The 14,358-nt window shown below is 72.9% G+C and carries 14 protein-coding genes and 2 pseudogenes; 11 read left to right on the plus strand and 5 right to left on the minus strand.

Annotated elements, in window-relative coordinates; translation table 11 throughout:
- Positions 1-228: 228 nt before the first annotated feature.
- Positions 229-1,056, plus strand: a complete 828-nt coding sequence (locus HTZ82_RS16415; protein ID WP_375540827.1) for a pseudouridine synthase — start codon at positions 229-231, stop codon at positions 1,054-1,056.
- Here HTZ82_RS16415 and HTZ82_RS16420 read toward each other — a convergent pair.
- A complete protein-coding gene (locus tag HTZ82_RS16420) occupies positions 1,040-2,503 on the minus strand; it encodes an amino acid permease (RefSeq protein ID WP_175410133.1) in 1,464 nt (487 codons plus the stop codon). The genes HTZ82_RS16415 and HTZ82_RS16420 overlap by 17 nt on opposite strands.
- A gap of 304 nt (positions 2,504-2,807) precedes the next feature.
- Here HTZ82_RS16420 and HTZ82_RS16425 point away from each other — a divergent pair, with 304 nt between their 5' ends.
- The 3 genes and pseudogenes from HTZ82_RS16425 to HTZ82_RS32320 form a co-directional block, all read left to right on the plus strand.
- Positions 2,808-3,320: a gluconokinase gene (locus HTZ82_RS16425; protein ID WP_175410134.1), complete on the plus strand. Its 513-nt coding sequence runs from the start codon at positions 2,808-2,810 to the stop codon at positions 3,318-3,320.
- A 120-nt stretch (positions 3,321-3,440) separates the two neighbouring features.
- Positions 3,441-3,863: pseudogene (locus HTZ82_RS32315) on the plus strand (ASCH domain-containing protein); the annotation flags it as partial.
- 45 nt (positions 3,864-3,908) lie between these two features.
- A pseudogene (locus tag HTZ82_RS32320) lies at positions 3,909-4,238 on the plus strand (DUF4440 domain-containing protein); the annotation flags it as partial.
- Between the two features lie 3 nt (positions 4,239-4,241).
- Here HTZ82_RS32320 and HTZ82_RS16435 read toward each other — a convergent pair.
- Positions 4,242-5,897, minus strand: a complete 1,656-nt coding sequence (locus HTZ82_RS16435) for an FAD-binding dehydrogenase (RefSeq protein WP_175410136.1) — start codon at positions 5,895-5,897, stop codon at positions 4,242-4,244.
- A gap of 118 nt (positions 5,898-6,015) precedes the next feature.
- Between HTZ82_RS16435 and HTZ82_RS16440 the strand changes: the two genes are divergently transcribed.
- From HTZ82_RS16440 to HTZ82_RS16450, 3 genes are all read left to right on the plus strand, one after another.
- Positions 6,016-6,567, plus strand: coding sequence for an NUDIX domain-containing protein (locus HTZ82_RS16440; protein WP_175410137.1), 552 nt, complete (start codon positions 6,016-6,018; stop codon positions 6,565-6,567).
- A gap of 23 nt (positions 6,568-6,590) precedes the next feature.
- Positions 6,591-6,992 carry a DUF202 domain-containing protein gene (locus HTZ82_RS16445; RefSeq protein WP_175410138.1) on the plus strand — a complete coding sequence of 134 codons (402 nt, stop codon included), beginning with the start codon at positions 6,591-6,593 and terminating at the stop codon, positions 6,990-6,992.
- A 106-nt stretch (positions 6,993-7,098) separates the two neighbouring features.
- Entirely contained in the window at positions 7,099-7,422 is a 324-nt protein-coding gene (locus tag HTZ82_RS16450; RefSeq protein ID WP_175410139.1) for a DUF202 domain-containing protein, read from the plus strand.
- Between the two features lie 84 nt (positions 7,423-7,506).
- On the opposite strand, the gene HTZ82_RS16455 is transcribed toward HTZ82_RS16450, so the two are convergent.
- Positions 7,507-8,433: an NADP-dependent oxidoreductase gene (locus HTZ82_RS16455; protein WP_175410140.1), complete on the minus strand. Its 927-nt coding sequence runs from the start codon at positions 8,431-8,433 to the stop codon at positions 7,507-7,509.
- 118 nt (positions 8,434-8,551) lie between these two features.
- Here HTZ82_RS16455 and HTZ82_RS16460 point away from each other — a divergent pair, with 118 nt between their 5' ends.
- The 4 genes from HTZ82_RS16460 (at position 8,552) to HTZ82_RS16475 (ending at position 12,523) form a co-directional block, all read left to right on the plus strand.
- Positions 8,552-8,848, plus strand: coding sequence for a hypothetical protein (locus tag HTZ82_RS16460; RefSeq protein ID WP_175410141.1), 297 nt, complete (start codon positions 8,552-8,554; stop codon positions 8,846-8,848).
- 127 nt (positions 8,849-8,975) lie between these two features.
- Positions 8,976-9,887: an MBL fold metallo-hydrolase gene (locus tag HTZ82_RS16465; protein WP_175410142.1), complete on the plus strand. Its 912-nt coding sequence runs from the start codon at positions 8,976-8,978 to the stop codon at positions 9,885-9,887.
- A gap of 371 nt (positions 9,888-10,258) precedes the next feature.
- Positions 10,259-11,284 carry a phosphotransferase family protein gene (locus HTZ82_RS16470; RefSeq protein ID WP_175410143.1) on the plus strand — a complete coding sequence of 342 codons (1,026 nt, stop codon included), beginning with the start codon at positions 10,259-10,261 and terminating at the stop codon, positions 11,282-11,284.
- Positions 11,285-11,290: 6 nt separating this feature from the next.
- The gene (locus HTZ82_RS16475) at positions 11,291-12,523 is read left to right on the plus strand and encodes an acyl-CoA dehydrogenase family protein (protein ID WP_175410144.1); all 1,233 of its coding nucleotides are present in this window, start codon (positions 11,291-11,293) and stop codon (positions 12,521-12,523) included.
- Positions 12,524-12,757: 234 nt separating this feature from the next.
- On the opposite strand, the gene HTZ82_RS16480 is transcribed toward HTZ82_RS16475, so the two are convergent.
- Positions 12,758-13,354: a TetR/AcrR family transcriptional regulator gene (locus HTZ82_RS16480; RefSeq protein WP_175410145.1), complete on the minus strand. Its 597-nt coding sequence runs from the start codon at positions 13,352-13,354 to the stop codon at positions 12,758-12,760.
- A 74-nt stretch (positions 13,355-13,428) separates the two neighbouring features.
- Positions 13,429-14,202 carry an SDR family oxidoreductase gene (locus tag HTZ82_RS16485; protein WP_175410146.1) on the minus strand — a complete coding sequence of 258 codons (774 nt, stop codon included), beginning with the start codon at positions 14,200-14,202 and terminating at the stop codon, positions 13,429-13,431.
- Positions 14,203-14,358: the final 156 nt, after the last annotated feature.

Raw genomic sequence — 14,358 nt, forward strand, 5'->3', positions numbered from 1 at the left:
GGTCCGGCCCTGCGCACGCCCGCGGGGGAAGCGGCGGTCCGGCCGGGCGTTGCGCTCTGCCGGAACCGGCGAGGCCGGCAGGGGAGTCCGCGCGCAGTGGTGGGTCGTTACGCTTGTGAGGTGGGACGTCGTGGGGTGAAGGTGCCGGGGGCGCCGTTGGGGCAGCGGGGTGGGGTCGATGCTGTGCGGGTGCGGTTGCCCGCGGATCCTGAGGGTGTCTGGGGGACGGTGCGGGATCATCTCGTCGCGCGGTACGGGCGGGTCGTCGGGGTGGAGCGGGTCGACGCGATGTTCGCCGGCGGCGAGTTCGTCGGCGTGGACGGGCGGCCTGTCGTGCCTGACGAGCCGTACACCGCCGGGCGGTACATCTGGTTCCATCGGGACCTGCCCGGTGAGGAGACCGTGCCGTTCGAGGTGGGGATCGTCCACCGGGACGAGCGGATCGTCGTCGTCGACAAGCCGCACTTCCTCGCCACCACGCCCCGTGGGCGGCATGTGGCCGAGACCGTCGTCGCGCGGCTGCGGCGGGACCTGGGGATGCCGGAGCTGCAGGCCGCGCACCGGCTGGACCGGCTGACCGCCGGGCTCGTGCTGTTGGTCGTACGGGCCGAGGACCGGGGGGCGTACCAGACGCTGTTCCGTGACCGGCGGGTGCGCAAGGAGTACGAGGCCGTCGCGCCGTACAATCCGGGGCTCGCGCTGCCCGTCACCGTGCGGAGCCATATCGTCAAGGAGCGCGGGGTCCTCGCCGCGTACGAGGTGCCGGGCGCCGAGCCGAACAGCGAGAGCCGGGTGGAGCTCGTGGAGCGGCGGGGCGGCCTCGGGCGGTACCGGCTGGTTCCCGAGACCGGCCGGACCCATCAGCTGCGCGTTCATATGAACGCGCTGGAGGTTCCCCTCGTGGGCGATCCGCTGTACCCCGTCGTGCTCGACGACGGGCCGGAGGACTTCCAGCGGCCGTTGCAGCTGCTCGCGCGGGCGCTGGAGTTCCCCGACCCGTTCACCGGGGCCGTACGGCGGTTCGAGAGCCGGTTGCGGCTCAGTGCTCTCGGGTGAGGGCCAGGACCCGCTTGCGGACCAGGAACCAGCCGCCCACCAGCAGCGCCGCGATGACCGGTACGCAGGCCACCGTGGTGCGGCCCACGCCGCCGCCCCACCACATCAGGAACAGCACCGAGGCGAGGAACGCCAGGGTGACGAGCTGCGTGTAGGGCGCCCACGGGAGGCGGTAGTGCGGACGGACGACCTTGCCCTCCTTCGCGCGCCACCAGAACAGCAGCGAGCAGAGCATGATCATGCCCCAGGTGCCGAGGATGCCGATGGAGGCGAAGTTGAGGACGAGCTCGAACGCCTCGCCCGGCATGACGTAGTTGAGGCCGACGCCGAGGACGCCGAACGCGGCGGTGAGGAGGATGCCGCCGTACGGGACCTGGCCCTTGTTCATCAGCGCCGTGAACTTCGGCGCGGACCCGGCCATCGCCATCGAGCGGAGGATGCGGCCGGTGGAGTACAGGCCGGAGTTGAGACTGGAGAGGGCGGCCGTGAGGACGACGAGGTTCATCACGCCGGCCGCGCCCGGGACGCCGAGCTTGTCGAAGACGGTGACGAAGGGGCTCTGGTCCGCCGAGTACGAGGTGTACGGGAGGAGCAGGGCGAGGAGGATGACCGAGCCGACGTAGAAGAGACCCACGCGCCACATGATCGAGTTGATCGCCTTCGGCATGATCTTCTCGGGGTTCGCGGTCTCGCCGGCGGCCACGCCGCACAGTTCGACGGAGGCGTACGCGAAGACGACGCCCTGGACGACCAGGAGCAGCGGCAGCATGCCGAGCGGGAGGACGCCGCCGTTGTCGGTGATGGTGTGCAGACCCGGGGTGTGGCCGCCGACGTCGTGGGAGGTCGCGATCAGGAAGATGCCGACGCCCATGAAGATCACCAGGGCGGCGACCTTGACGATGGCGAACCAGAACTCCATCTCGCCGAAGTACTTCACCGAGATCAGGTTGGCGGCGAGCACGAGCGCGAGGGCGATCAGGGCGAGGATCCACTGCGGGACGTCGCTGAACATGGCCCAGAAGTGAGCGTAGGTGGCGGCGGCGGTGATGTCCGCCACGGCGGTGGTCGACCAGTTGAGGAAGTAGAGCCAGCCGGCCGTGTACGCGCCCTTCTCGCCCATGAACTCGCGGGCGTAGCTGACGAAGGCGCCGGAGGACGGGCGGTAGAGGACGAGTTCGCCGAGGGCCCGGACGACGAAGAAGGCGAAGACGCCGCAGACCGCGTAGGCGAGGGCGAGGGAGGGGCCCGCGCCCGCGAGGCGGCCGCCCGCGCCGAGGAAGAGGCCGGTGCCGATCGCGCCGCCGATGGCGATCATGTTGACGTGCCGGGACTTGAGGTCCTTGCTGTAGCCGGCGTCACCGGCGTCGACATGGGGGCTGCCCTGGGGCGCCGGGGTGGTGGCGTCGCCGGGGCTCGTCGTGGCCGCAGACAGCGTGCGGTCGCTCATGGAGTTGTTCGCCTTTGTGAGGGAGAAGGTCGGTACGCCGCCTGGCCGCCGGGGATGTGGGGTGGTCACCGCGGCGGTCTGGGCTGACGGCACATCGTCACAGCCGTGACGGGAGGTTGGCTGTGGCCCATGTCACGGAAAGGAAGACAATCGGCAAATCTGAGGTGGCTTTGAGGTTACGCACGGGTTAACTACGGTCCACGTCCCGGGTGTTCAACGGGTGTTCAACGGAAACGGCGTACCTCATAGGCTCGGTGTCCCGATGTCACGCAGAGCCGCCGGCAGGACAGTGAGGCAGTCACCCATGGAGAAAGCCCCGGTCGTCGTGGTGATGGGGGTCGCCGGGACCGGCAAGAGCACCATCGGGCCGCTGGTCGCCGAGCGGCTCGGCGTGCCGTACGCGGAGGGCGACGACTTCCACCCCGCGGCGAACGTCGCCAAGATGTCGGCCGGCGTCCCGCTGGACGACACGGACCGGTGGCCCTGGCTCGACGCGATCGGGCGGTGGGCCCGTGGGCGTGCCGGGCTCGGCGGGGTGGTGAGCAGCTCGGCGCTGAAGCGCGCGTACCGGGACCGGCTGCGGGCGGCCGCGCCCGGCGTCGTGTTCCTGCACCTGACGGGGGACCGGGCGCTGATCGAGGAGCGGATGGCCGCGCGGCGGGGCCACTTCATGCCCAGGGCGCTGCTCGACTCGCAGTTCGCGACGCTGCAGCCGCTCGGCGACGACGAGGCGGGCGTCGCCGTCGACGTGTCCGGTACGCCGGAGGAGATCGCCGACCGGGCGGTGGCGGCGCTGCGGCGGCCGGCGGACGGGTAGGGCGGTAGGGCGGGGGCGGCGCCGGGGAAGCCGCTGCCGCCGGTGCTCCCGGCATCACTTCGCCGGGCCTGCTCCGTAATCGCGGGGCGCCCGGCGGGCGTCTGTGTGAGACTCCCGCGCATGACGCATCCGGACCACCTCGCCTCCCTCAAGCCGTACGAGCTGGCCTTCCCCGGCCCCCTGCGCGACCGGCTGGTGGCCGCCGTGCTGACGGGGGCGAAGGTGTCGACGATCGGCCTCGCTGCCGAGTACGAGGCGGAGGGCGAGCCCCTGCCCGTGCCGGGCGAGCGGTCGGCGCTGGTCGACTCGGCCGGGCGCCCGGTCGCGGTGCTGGAGGTGACGGAGGTACGGGTGCTGCCGCTCGGCGCCGTGGACCTGCGGCACGTCCTGGACGAGGGCGAGGGGCACCGTTCGGTCGCCGAGTGGCGGGCCGCGCACGAGCGGTTCTGGCACGGCGCCGCGATGCGCGAGGCGCTGGGCGACCCGCACTTCACGGTCGATGACACGACGCGGGTCGTGGCCGAACGCTTCCGGGTGGTGGAGCTGCCGGACCCGGTGGCGGCGGCGGTCGCGGGCGAACTGCGGCTGCTGGACCCGGCCGTACGCCGCTCACGGGCGGAGGCGGGGCGGCTGCTGGACCCGGAGTTCACGGAGGTCGGCGCGTCCGGGCGGTTCTGGACGCGGGACGAGATGCTGGCGGAGCTGCCGGACAAGCCCGGCGCCACGGACGGCGGGCCCCGCTACGAACCGTCCGGGATGACGGGCACGCTGCTGGCCCCAAACCTCGTCCACCTCACGTACGAGACCCGCATCGCCGGCCGCCACGCCCTGCGCAGCTCCCTGTGGCGGCGCTCGGACGAGGACTCCGGCGCGCCCTGGCGGATTGACTACCACCAGGCGACGCCTGTCCCGGACTGACCGTCAGGCGACCGCCCTGGCCGCCGCCCGTCCGGCGGCGCGGCCGGAGAAGAGGCAGCCGCCGAGGAAGGTGCCTTCCAGGGAGCGGTAGCCGTGGACGCCACCGCCGCCGAAGCCGGCCGCTTCGCCTGCCGCGTAGACGCCGGGGAGCGGGTCGCCGCCGGCGGTCAGCACGCGGGACGACAGGTCCGTCTCCAGGCCGCCCAGCGACTTGCGGGTGAGGATGTTGAGGCGTACGGCGATGAGCGGGCCGGCCTTGGGGTCGAGGATGCGGTGCGGGGCGGCGGTGCGGATCAGGCGGTCGCCCAGGTATTTGCGGGCGCCGCGGATCGCCGTCACCTGGAGGTCCTTCGTGAACGGGTTGGCGATGGCGCGGTCGCGGGCGACGATCTCGCGGCGGAGCGCGGCCTCGTCGATCAGGGGCTCGTCGGTGAGCGCGTTCATGCCGCGGACCAGGGCGGACAGATCCTGTTCGACGACGAAGTCGGCGCCCTTGTCCATGAAGGCCTTCACGGGGGCCGGAACGTCGGTGCGGGCGCGGTCCAGGACGTCGCGTACCGACTTGCCCGTCAGGTCCGGGTTCTGTTCGGAGCCGCTGAGGGCGAACTCCTTGCCGATGATCCTCTGGTCGAGGATGAACCAGGTGTGCTCGTAGCCGGACTTCATGATGTGTTCGAGCGTGCCGAGTGTGTCGAAGCCGGGGAACAGCGGGACCGGGAGGCGGCGGCCGCGGGCGTCCAGCCAGAGCGAGGACGGTCCGGGCAGGATGCGGATGCCGTGGCGGGCCCAGACGGGGTTCCAGTTCTCGATGCCCTCGGTGTAGTGCCACATGCGGTCGCGGTTGATGTGGTGGGCGCCGGCCGCCTCCGCGATGCCGAGCATCAGCCCGTCGACATGGGCGGGCACGCCGGAGAGCAGGCGCTTCGGCGGGGTGCCGAGGCGCTCGGGCCACTGGGCGCGGACCAGGTCGTGGTTGCCGCCGATACCGCCGGACGTGACGACGACCGCCTGGGCGCGGTACTCGAACGCGCCCGTCACCTCGCGGCTGCTGGCCGCGCCGCGCTCGGCGTCGGACGGCTCCAGGATCTCGCCACTCACGGTGTCGACCGTGCCCGCGGTGCGGCCCAGGGCGGTCACGCGGTGCCGGAACCGCAGCTGGACGAGGCCCCGCGCGACACCCGCCCGCACCCGCCGCTCGAACGGGGCGACGAGGCCGGGGCCCGTACCCCACGTGATGTGGAAGCGGGGCACCGAGTTGCCGTGGCCCGTGGCGTCGTAGCCGCCGCGCTCGGCCCAGCCGACGACCGGGAAGAAGCGGACGCCCTGGCGGTGCAGCCAGGCCCGCTTCTCGCCTGCGGCGAAGTCGACGTACGCCTCGGCCCATGTGCGGGGCCAGTGGTCCTCCGGGCGGTCGAAGCCGGCCGTGCCGAGCCAGTCCTGGAGGGCCAGGTCGTGGCTGTCGCGGACGCGCATACGGCGCTGCTCGGGCGAGTCGACGAGGAACAGGCCGCCGAACGACCAGTGGGCCTGGCCGCCCAGGGACTGCTCCGGCTCCTGGTCGACCAGGATGACGCTGCGCCCGGCGTCGACCAGCTCGGCGGTGGCGACGAGACCGGCGAGGCCCGCACCGATCACAATGACATCGGCGTCGTACGCCATGGGGAGCCGTCCTTCCGGGAGCGGGATGCTCGGGACTCGATCGGGACTCAAGTGGTCCGATCTTCCGTACGCCGCAGTAACACGTCAACCTTTCGCACCGATTGGGGAACGACCCGTGATGAGCACTGTGCCTTCGTCGCCCGCCGAAGAGCTGTTGGACGTCGTCGACGAGGCGGACCGGGTCGTCGGACAACTGCCGCGCGGCGAGGTGTACGCGCGCGGGCTGCGCCACCGGTGCGTGTTCGTCCTGGCCCGGGACGCCGAGGGGCGGGTGTTCGTGCACCGGCGGACCGCCACGAAGCTCGTCTTCCCCTCCCTGTACGACATGTTCGTCGGCGGCGTCGTGGGCGCGGGCGAGTCGTACGACGCGGCCGCGCTGCGCGAGGCGGAGGAGGAGCTGGGGGTGCGCGGGCTGCCGCAGCCGGTGCCGGTGCTGACGTTCCTGTACGACGACGGGCCGGGCGGGCGGGGGTCGTGGTGGTCCCGCGTGTACGAGGTGCGGTGCACCCTGCCGGTCTCGCCGCAGGTCGAGGAGGTGGCGTGGCACGCGTTCCTGCCGGAGGCGGAGCTGGAGGCGCGGCTGCGGGAGTGGGAGTTCGTACCGGACGGGGTGGCGGCGTGGGAGCGGCTGCGGGGCGGGCGTGTGCCGGGGACGGGAGCGCGGGGCTGAGGGGGGCCGGTTAGGGTGCGTTTGTGAGCGAGTTCGGGCGGAGTGTGCGCGGGGTGCGGCTGTGGTTCGCGCCGCAGCGCGTACGGGAGGAGGGGCAGACGCCCGACTACCGGTTCTCGCTCGCCAACGAGCGCACCTTCCTCGCGTGGCTGCGGACCGGGCTCGCGCTGGTGGGTGGCGGGTTCGCGGTGGACCAGTTCCTGCCGGACCTGCGGTGGGGCGTGCGGGTCGGGATGGCGCTGGCGCTGCTCGCGGCCGGTGCGCTGTGCGCGCTGCGGGCCGTGAACCACTGGGTGCGGTGCGAGCGGGCGATGCGGCGCGGTGAGGACCTGCCGGTGAGCCGCTTCCCCGCGCTGCTGGGCGTCGCGGTGGGGCTGGTGGCCGTGGCGATGGTGCTGGTCGTGCTGTTCGGGTGGACCGGGTGACGGGTGGGCCGGTGGACCGGGTGGCGGGTGGACCGGACGGACCGGGTGCGCCGGGTGGACCGGACGGACCGGGTGCGCCGGGTGCGCCGGGTGGCAGGGGGAAGGCGTGACGGCTCCGGTCGGCGGGGGCGTGCGGGATCCGGGGCTCCAGCCGGAGCGCACGCGGCTGGCGTGGCGCCGTACGACGCTGTCGTGCACCGTGGCCGCCGTGCTGGCCGCGCGGCAGGCCGTGCACGACGGGCCGTCGGCCGCCGGGCTGCTGGGGGCGGCACTGTCGCTGCTGGTGTGGCTGGCGTTCCTGGGCCTGGCGCAGCGGCGTATCCGTGCGCTGGACTCGGCGCGGCCCGCGCCGCTGGGCCCGGCGGGTGCGGTCGCGGCGGTGGGGTGCACGGTGGCGCTGGCGGCGTTCGCGGTGGCGGTGGTGTGGTGAGGGCGGTGAGGGCGGTGACGCGCCGGGGCGGTGTGCGTCCTTGAGGTCGGAGGCCTCGCCGCCGGGCGCCGGGCGCCCGTCGCCTCAGCCGACCGTGACCACCACCTTGCCCTGGAGGCCGCCCTCCATGTTGGCGCGCTGCGCGTCGGCGGCCTCCTCCAGCGGATAGGTCTTCGCGACCCGTACGGTCAGAACCCCCTGTTCCGCCAGCTCCGCCAGGGCCGTGAGGTCGGCCGCATCGGGGCGGACGAAGACGTACTGGCCGCCCATGCCGATGACCTCCCCGTCCGCGATGGAGGCGAGCCGGCCGTCCGGGGCCAGCACGTGCGCGGAGTCCTTGAGGATCTGGCCGCCCACGGTGTCGAACGCCGCGTCCACACCGCCGGGCGCCAGGGCGCGGACCCGGGCGGCGAGCCGGTCGCCGTACACGACGGGTTCGGCGCCCAGCGCGCGGACGCGGTCCGTGCCCGCCTCCCGTACGGCGCCGATCACGCGGGCGCCCAGGTGCCGGGCGATCTGGACCGCCATCGCGCCGACGCCGCCCGCCGCCGCGTGCACCAGGAGCGTGTCGCCCTCGCGGACGCGCAGGGCCCGGGTCAGCACCTGGTACGCGGTGAGGCCCACCAGCGGCAGCGCCGCCGACTCCTCGAAGCCCAGGTCGCGGGGCTTGCGGGCGAGGGTGCGGACCGGCGCGGCCACGTACTCGGCGAACGTGCCGTGGCACAGGACGTCCTCGCGCACGTAGCCCATCACCTCGTCGCCCACGGCGAACTCGGGAACCGCGACGCCCGGCTGCACGACGACCCCGGAGACGTCCCAGCCCGGGATCACGGGGAAGACGGTGTCGAGGACCGTGTCCATGTAGCCGGCCTGGCACTTCCAGTCGACCGGGTTCACGGCGGCGGCCCGCACCTTGACCAGGACCTTGTCCGGGCCCACCTTCGGGTCGGGGAGCTCGCCGAACTCCAGTACCTCGGGTCCGCCGTAGCGGCGGTAACTGATCGCCTTCATAGTCCGACCCTCCGGCGGGTCAGGCGCCCCCGCAACCCCGGGTGATCAATCGGGCAAATGGGATTAATCTAGGGATGTACGGGAAGATCTACAGGCCCTCGCGAGAGTGAGGCTCGGCATGACGGTCCTGCACCAGGAACATCCGGCACACACGCACGCCCACGGTCCCGCCTGCGGCCACCAGTCCGTGGTCCACGGCGACCACGTGGACTACTCCCACGACGGGCATCTGCACCGCGAGCACTCCGGGCACTGGGACGAGTGCGAGCCGGGCGAGCACATCGCGCACAGCGGCCACGCGCACGAGCACGGCGACAACTGCGGGCACCCGGCCGTCGCGCACGGCGACCATCTCGACTACCTGCACGACGGGCACCGGCACGCGGCGCACGACGGACACTGGGACGACCACTGATCCCGCCGGTTCCGCGCCGCTGACGGGCGGCCCGGCGGACCCGGATGGAGGACCCGGCGTTTCCCGAGGCAGCGTCAACTGGCACGCTCTGCATGTCCAGTTCGGCCCTGACTCGGGGGGATGACCGGTGCCCGCGACCGATCCTTACACCGTCCAGCTCGCTTCCGGCGTGTACGCCTACGTCCAGCCCGACGGCGGCTGGTGCCTCAACAACGCCGGGTTCGTCGGCGACGCGACGGAGACCGTCCTGATCGACACCACCGCGACCGAGCGGCGCGCGCTGGCGCTGCGGGACGCGCTGCTGGCGGAGGGCGCCGCGCCGCCCCGCACGGTGGTCAACACCCACCACCACGGGGACCACACGTACGGCAACTCGGTGTTCCTGCCCGATGCGGTGGTGGTGGGGCACGAGGCGTGCCGGCGGGAGGTGCTGGCGGCGGGGCGGCAGCTCCATCTCATCTGGCCGCAGACGGACTTCGGGGACATCCGCGTGACGGCGCCGTCGGTGACGTACAGCGACCGGATGACGCTGCACGCGGGCGGTACGGAGGTGCGGCTGATCCACCCGGGCGTGGCGCACACCGCGGGCGACACGATCGTGCACCTGCCGGAGCGCGGGGTGGTGTTCACGGGCGACCTGATCTTCCACGGGGGTACGCCGTTCCTCGCGACCGGGTCACTGCGGGGGTCGCTGCGGGCGCTGGACGTGCTGCGGTCGCTGGACGCGGAGGTGGTGGTGCCGGGGCACGGGCCGGTCGCGGATCCGTCGGTGTACGACGCGACGGAGCGGTACCTGCGGTTCGTCGCCGAGGTCGCGGAGGCGGGGCACGCGAAGGGGCTGACGCCGCTGGAGGTGGCACGGGGGGCGGATCTCGGGGAGTTCGGGGAGCTGCGGGAGAGCGAGCGGCTGGTGGCCAATGTGCATCGGGCCTATGCGGAGCTGGAGGGGTTGGAGGAGGGGGCTCCGCTGGAGGTGGGGGCGGTGTTCGGGGACATGGCGGCGATGAACGGCGGCGCACCGGTGGCGTGCCACGCCTGAGCGTCCGGAGCGCGGGGCCTCACCGGGCCCCGCGCCCCTGCGCCCGGCACGTTTGGCGTCCTGGGGCGGGCGGGACGGAGTGCGGGCGGCCGGTTCCGCTGTGCCCACCCTCCCCCAAGCTCTCGGCTTCGCTCGCGCAGGGGGAACCCCCATCGCCCTGGGGGTCCCCCTGCACGAAGTGCTTGGGGGTGGGGGTACCTCCCTGGACGAAGTCCTTGGGGGAGAACGTATGCCCACCAAGGAACCGGCGTAAGGCGCACCGCCCATAGCGGAACCGGCGGCGCCCGCGAGGAGGCGGGGGTGGACGACATACCGACTGGTCGGTCATGATGCGGGGGTCAGTGTTCCCACCCCCCTCGGAGGTGCGCATCATGAGCTCTGCCCCGCCGCCAGGACTCGACCCCGTCCGGCTGCGTGAACTGCTGGAACGGGAGCGGCCCGGGCTGGTCGGGGGGCCGCTGGAGGCCCGGCTGATCGAGGGCGGGCGGTCCAACCTGACGTACGTCGTGACGGACGGCGCCGGGCGGTGGGTGGTGCGGCGGCCGCCGCTGGGGCACGTACTGGCGACCGCGCACGACATGAAGCGGGAGCACCGGGTCGTCAGCGCGCTGCACCCGACGCCGGTGCCGGTGCCCGAGCCGGTGCTGCTGTGCGAGGACGAGGCGGTGCTCGGCGCGCCGTTCTACGTCATGGAGCACGTGGCCGGGACGCCGTACCGGACCGCCGAGCAGCTCGGCGCGCTGGGCCCGGGCCGGACCCGCGGGGCCGTGCTCGGGCTCGTCGACACGCTCGTCGAGCTGCACGCCGTCGATCCGGACGCCGTCGGGCTCGCGGACTTCGGGCGGCCCGACGGGTTCCTGGACCGGCAGCTGCGCCGCTGGGGCAAGCAGCTGGACGCCTCCCGGGGCCGCCCGCTCGACGGGATCGACGAGCTGCAGGCCGGGCTCGGCCGGGAACTCCCCCGTTCGCCGGCGCCGACCGTCGTCCACGGCGACTTCCGGCTCGACAACGTCCTCATCGACGGCGACGACGACCGGATCACCGCCGTACTCGACTGGGAGATGTCCACGCTCGGCGATCCGCTCACCGACCTCGGCCTGCTGGTGATGTACAGCACCCCGCTCCGGGTGCCCGACTCCCCCGTCAGCACGACCGCCACCGCCCCCGGCCACCCGGCGCCGGCCGAGCTGATCGAGCGGTACGCCGTCCGGTCCGGGCGTGACGTCTCGTCCCTCGCCTGGTACACGGCGTTCGCCTGGTTCAAGCTCGCCGTGATCCTGGAGGGCATCCACTACCGGTACACGCTCGGGCAGACCGTCGGCGCCGGCTTCGACCGGATCGGCGAGCTGGTGCCCGTCTTCATCGAGCACGGTCTGACGACCCTTCAGGAAGGCTGATCCCGTATGGACTTCGCATTCGACGCACGCACGGAGGAGCTGCGGGGGCGGCTGCTCGCCTTCATGGAGGAGTTCGTCCACCCGGCGGAGGCCGTGGCCGAGGAGCAGCGGGCCAAGCTGGCCTCGCCCTGGGACACCCCGCAGGTCGTGGAGGACCTGAAGGCGGAGGCCAGGCGGCAGGGGCTGTGGAACCTGTTCTTCACAAACCAACACAGCCTTCCCGACGAGGAGTACGGGGCGGGGCTCACCAACCTCCAGTACGCGCCGCTCGCCGAGATCACCGGCCGGTCGCCGCAACTGGCACCGACCGCCCTGAACTGCGCGGCGCCCGACACCGGGAACATGGAGGTGCTCGCCCAGTTCGGCAGCGCCGAGCAGCGGAAGCGGTGGCTGGAGCCGCTGCTGGCCGGCGAGATCCGGTCCGCGTTCGCCATGACCGAGCCGGAGGTCGCCTCATCCGACGCCACGAACATCGAGACCCGCATCGAGCGGGACGGCGACGACTACGTCATCACCGGGCGGAAGTGGTACATCTCCGGGGCCATGAACCCCGACTGCCGGATCTTCATCGTCATGGGGAAGACCGATCCGGACGGCGACGACATCCGGCGGCAGCAGTCCATGGTGCTCGTGCCGCGCGACACGCCCGGTGTCGAGGTGCGCCGCGCCATGCGCGTGTACGGGTACGAGGACCACTACCACGGCGGGCACGCCGAGGTCGTGTTCGACGGGGCGCGGGTGCCGGTGGCGAACCTGGTCGGCGAGGAGGGCGGGGGCTTCGCGATCGCCCAGGCGCGGCTCGGCCCCGGGCGGATCCACCACTGCATGCGGCTGATCGGCATGGCCGAGCGGGCCATCGAGCTGATGTGCCGCCGCGCCGTGTCCCGTACGGCCTTCGGGAAGCCGCTGGCCGCGCAGGGGCAGGTGCAGGCGTGGATCGCGGACGCCCGGGTCGCGGTGGAGCAGCTGCGGCTGCTGGTGCTGAAGACCGCGTGGCTGATGGACACGGTCGGCAACAAGGGCGCCCACACCGAGATCCAGGCCATCAAGATCGCCACGCCCCGGACCGTCGTGGACATCCTGGACCAGGCGGTGCAGCTGCACGGGGCCGGCGGGGTCAGCCAGGACTTCCCGCTGGCGGAGCTGTGGGCGGCGGCGCGGACGCTGCGGCTCGCGGACGGGCCGGACGAGGTGCACCAGCGGTCCCTCGCCCGGCGGGAGCTCGGGCGGCACGCCTGACGGACAGGACGAGACGGCGCCCCCGGCGGAGGTTCCCGCCGGGGGCGCTGTGTCGTCCTGTCCTCGTGCCGTACGCCGTCCCCGCACGGGGAGCGCCGCCGCGCCTTACGGCCGCAGGGAGCGCAGCAGCAGGTCCGCCAGATGGTCGGCCACCTGCTGCGGGCGCTGTGTCATTCCCGGGGGATAACCCCCGGACCCCCAGCCGAAGACCGGCCCGGCAAGAGTCCAGGCACCCTACGGCCGCAGTGAGCGCAGCAGCAGGTCCGCCAGATGGTCGGCCACCTGCTGCGGGCTGAGCGGGCCGTCGGGGCGGTACCAGGTCGACAGGTGGTGCACCGAGCCGAAGTGGTAGTCGACCACCAGGTCGGCCGGGGTCGCCGTGGAGAAGACGCCGGCCTGCTGGCCCTCCTCGATGAGCGCGCGGAAGCGTTCGTGGTAGCGGCGCCGCTCGGCGCGTACCTGCTTGTTCTTCTCGGGGCTCAGGTGGTGCATCGAGCGGAAGAAGATCGACGCGTCGTCGAGGTTCTCGATGGTCGTGACGACCACGTCGGCCGCGGCGTCGCGGAGCCGCTGCTCGACGGGCGCGTCGGCGTTCGCGAAGGCGTCGAGGCGCTCCTGCTGGAGGCGCAGCACGCGCGCGTAGACCTCGTGCAGGAGGTCCTCCTTGGAGCCGAAGTAGTGGTACAGGGCGCCCTTGGTGACCCCTGCCGCCTCGACGATCTCCTGCACGGATGTGCGGTCGTAGCCGCGTTCGGCGAAGAGGCGCGTGGCGGCGGCCAGCAGCCTCCTGGGGACGGGTGTGGTGCCGCTCCCGTCCGTCGTCCTGGCCATGTGCCGCCACCTCGCATTTCCTCTGTGTTCGTCGGCCGGTCGTCGACCGATCTTCCCACTGGTCCCGCCGCGGATCACTCCGCGGTGCCCTCCCAGGTCCGCTGGACGCGGTTCATGCCGCCCAGCCAGCGCTCGGGCTCGGCGGCGCGTGCCCGGTAGAAGCCGGCCACCTCGGGGTGCGGGAGGATCAGGAACCGGTCCTCGGCCATGCCCGTGAAGAGCGCGTCGGCGACGTCCTCGGGCTCGATGGCGGTGGGCGCGAGGACGAGCTCGCCGGCCGATCCCGCGGCGGTGAGCATGTCCGTACGGACGCCCTGCGGGCAGATGGCGTGGACCTTCAGGCCGCGGTGGCGGTAGGTGAGGGAGAGCCACTCCGCGAAGGCGTACGCGCCGTGCTTGGTCACGCTGTAGGGGGCGGCGCCGACCATGGTGAGCAGCCCGGCGGCGGACACGGTGGAGACGAAGCGGCCGCTGCCGTGCTCCAGCCAGTCGGGCAGCAGGGCGCGGGCCGCGCGGACGTGGGCCATCAGGTTGACGTCCCAGGCGGCGGCCCAGACGGCCTCGTCGGCGAAGGCGTCGCCGGGCGAGGCGAGGCCGGCGTTGGCACAGTAGATGTCGACGGTGCCGCCGAGCGCGTCACGGGCCTCGTCGACGATCGTGGAGGCGTCGCCGGGGACGGCGGTGGCGCCGATCTCGGCGGCGACGGCCTTGGTGCGGTCGGGGTCGAGGTCGTTGACGACGACACGGGCGCCTTCGGCGGCGAAGCGGCGGGCGAGTGCCGCGCCTATCCCGCCGCCGGCTCCGGTGACGACGACTCCCTGACCCTGCACCGTACGCGTCGGACTCATCGGCTGACCGCCCTCTCCTTCGGGAACCACTGCCACAGGAGTCACCAGACTAACCGGTCGGTATGTACTGGAGGAAGGGTCCGCGCGTTAGCGTGCGGGGCCATGACAGCGCGTGTCGGACCGATCACGGAGGTGCGCTCATGAACGTGTCCAGAC

Origin of the sequence: Streptomyces sp. TRM64462 (genome assembly GCF_013362995.1) — a bacterium.
Classification (GTDB): domain Bacteria; phylum Actinomycetota; class Actinomycetes; order Streptomycetales; family Streptomycetaceae; genus Streptomyces.

What these genes read in the sequence shown, in the direction of transcription:
- HTZ82_RS16435 (WP_175410136.1), bottom strand. Translation starts at nt 5,897, where the DNA reads ATGGCGTACGACGCCGATGTCATTGTGATCGGTGCGGGCCTCGCCGGT.
- HTZ82_RS16420 (WP_175410133.1), bottom strand. Translation starts at nt 2,503, where the DNA reads ATGAGCGACCGCACGCTGTCTGCGGCCACGACGAGCCCCGGCGACGCC.
- HTZ82_RS16470 (WP_175410143.1), top strand. Translation starts at nt 10,259, where the DNA reads ATGAGCTCTGCCCCGCCGCCAGGACTCGACCCCGTCCGGCTGCGTGAA.
- HTZ82_RS16425 (WP_175410134.1), top strand. Translation starts at nt 2,808, where the DNA reads ATGGAGAAAGCCCCGGTCGTCGTGGTGATGGGGGTCGCCGGGACCGGC.
- HTZ82_RS16475 (WP_175410144.1), top strand. Translation starts at nt 11,291, where the DNA reads ATGGACTTCGCATTCGACGCACGCACGGAGGAGCTGCGGGGGCGGCTG.
- HTZ82_RS16480 (WP_175410145.1), bottom strand. Translation starts at nt 13,354, where the DNA reads ATGGCCAGGACGACGGACGGGAGCGGCACCACACCCGTCCCCAGGAGG.
- HTZ82_RS16460 (WP_175410141.1), top strand. Translation starts at nt 8,552, where the DNA reads ATGACGGTCCTGCACCAGGAACATCCGGCACACACGCACGCCCACGGT.
- HTZ82_RS16485 (WP_175410146.1), bottom strand. Translation starts at nt 14,202, where the DNA reads ATGAGTCCGACGCGTACGGTGCAGGGTCAGGGAGTCGTCGTCACCGGA.
- HTZ82_RS16440 (WP_175410137.1), top strand. Translation starts at nt 6,016, where the DNA reads ATGAGCACTGTGCCTTCGTCGCCCGCCGAAGAGCTGTTGGACGTCGTC.
- HTZ82_RS16455 (WP_175410140.1), bottom strand. Translation starts at nt 8,433, where the DNA reads ATGAAGGCGATCAGTTACCGCCGCTACGGCGGACCCGAGGTACTGGAG.